Source organism: Trebonia sp., from assembly GCF_049794275.1.
Lineage (GTDB): Bacteria > Actinomycetota > Actinomycetes > Streptosporangiales > Streptosporangiaceae > Trebonia.
In genome coordinates this window covers 1-1947 of the sequence record NZ_JBARCR010000522.1, presented here as the reverse complement: position 1 = coordinate 1947, position 1947 = coordinate 1, and the positions used below count along the sequence as shown (strand labels likewise).

Here is a 1947-nt window from a genome sequence, read left to right as displayed (position 1 = left end):
GCTCGGCGCCGGTGGCCGCCGCGACGGCCGCCGCGACCGGCGGTGCGGCCACCCCGGCGGTCCACAGCACGGTGCCCGCCTCGTGGCGGGTCACCTTGCCGTCCTGAGCGCGGACGCTCAGCCCGGTGGCGTTTATATCGGTCACGATCGAGTGCATGTGCTGCTCGACGCCGAGCTTGCTGAGGGTGCGGGCCGCCTTGGCCGACAGCTCCGGGCCGAACGGGGCGAGCGGGGCGTCCCCGCCGTCGAACAGCAGCACCCGGGCGTCCTCGGGCTTGATGTGCCGGTATTCGTCGCGCAGCGTCTTGGTGGCCACCTCGCGGATCTGCCCGGCCAGTTCGACGCCGGTGGGTCCGGCGCCGACCAGGGCGAAGGTGAGCCAGCGGCTGCGTTCGGCCGGGTCTACCGCGGTATCGGCCAGCTCGAACGCGCCGAAGACACGGCGCCGGACGACCAGGGCATGCTCGATGGTCTTCATGCCGGGCGCCCACTGGGCGAACTCGTCGTGCCCGAAATACGATTGCTGCACCCCGGCCGCCACGATCAGGTAGTCGTAGCCGAACTCCAGCTGGTCCCCGAGCGGCCGCGTCGCCAGGACCCGGCGCCCCTCGGTGTCGATGCCGGTCACCTCGGCCAGCACGAAGTCCGCGTTCTTGTGCTTACGGAGCAGATCCCGCAGCGGGACGGCGATCTTCCCCTCGGACAAGATCCCGGTCGAGCACTGGTACAGCAGAGGCTGGAACAGATGGTGCGGGCGCCGGTCGAGGAGGGTCACCCGGACCGGGGCGCGGCGCAGCATCCGGGCGGCGAACAGCCCGGCGAAGCCGCCGCCGATGATCACCACGCGGCGCTGGCTATCCTGGTCGTTCATGGCGCGTCCCCGATCCGGTCGTGGTTATCGTTGCGTGCGGCTCAGCCTGCCGGGTCGTACCACGTTTCCTGGTCGGTCAGTAGCCGGTCCGCCTCCTTGGGACCCCAGCTGCCCCTGGCGTAGGGGTGCACGGGGACGACATCGCCGAGCACCGGGTCGACGATCTCCCATGCGGCTTCCACGGTGTCCTGCCGGGCGAACAGCCAGCGTTCCCCGTCCAGCGCCGCGCCGATGAGCCGGTCATACGGGCGGATGTCCGACCCGGGCTGCTGCGCGAACCCCAGCTCCTCCGCCTGCGGCTCCCAGCCGGCACCGGGCTTCTTCCCGTGCAGGGTGAGGCCGACCGCCGTCTCCGGCCAGATCCGGAACCTCAGCATGTCCGCTGGCCTGACGGGCTCGATCCCGAACACGTCGTGCGGTACCGGCTTGAAGGTGATAGTGATCTCGGTGGCGGTGACCGGCATGGTCTTGCCCGCCCGGATCAGGATCGGCACCCCGGCCCAGCGCCAGGTGTCTGCGGTGAGCCGGACCGCGACGTAGGTCTCCACGGTCGAATTCGGGTCGACGCCGTCCACCTGGCGGTAGCCCTCGTACTGGCCGCGCACCGTGTTCTCGGCGGTCAGCGGGCTCAGCGCGCTCACCACCTGATGCTTGGCGTCCCGCCAGCCGGAAAGATCGTGCGTGCTCGGCGGTTCGGCCAGGACGGTCGCCAGCACCTGGAGCATATGGTTTTGCAGCACGTCCCTGATGGCGCCGGTCCGGTCGTAGAACCGGCCGCGGTCGGCGACGTCGAACGCCTCGGACATCGTGATCTGGATGTTCTCCACGTAGTTCCGGTTGAGCAGCGGCTCGATCACCGAGTTGGCGAACCGGACGAACAGCACGTTCTCCACCGGGTCGAAGGCCAGCCAGTCATCGACCCGGAAGATCGCCTCTTCCGGGAAGTACTGGTGCATGGTGTCGTTGAGCTGCCGCGAACTGGCCAGGTCGATGCCGAACGGCTTCTCCACCATCACCCGCGCGTCCTTCGTCCGGCCGGCCGAAGCGATCCCCTGCGCGATCCGCCCGAACAGCTG

The 1947-nt window shown here is 69.7% G+C and carries 2 protein-coding genes; both read right to left on the bottom strand.

The annotated features are described in order from the left end of the window. A partial coding sequence (locus WA805_RS14400) for an NAD(P)/FAD-dependent oxidoreductase (RefSeq protein WP_425242570.1) occupies positions 1-871 on the bottom strand: 871 nt, incomplete at its 3' end. A 41-nt stretch (positions 872-912) separates the two neighbouring features. After that, on the bottom strand, positions 913-1947 hold a 1035-nt coding region (locus tag WA805_RS14395; protein ID WP_425242569.1), incomplete at its 5' end, for a glucose-6-phosphate dehydrogenase.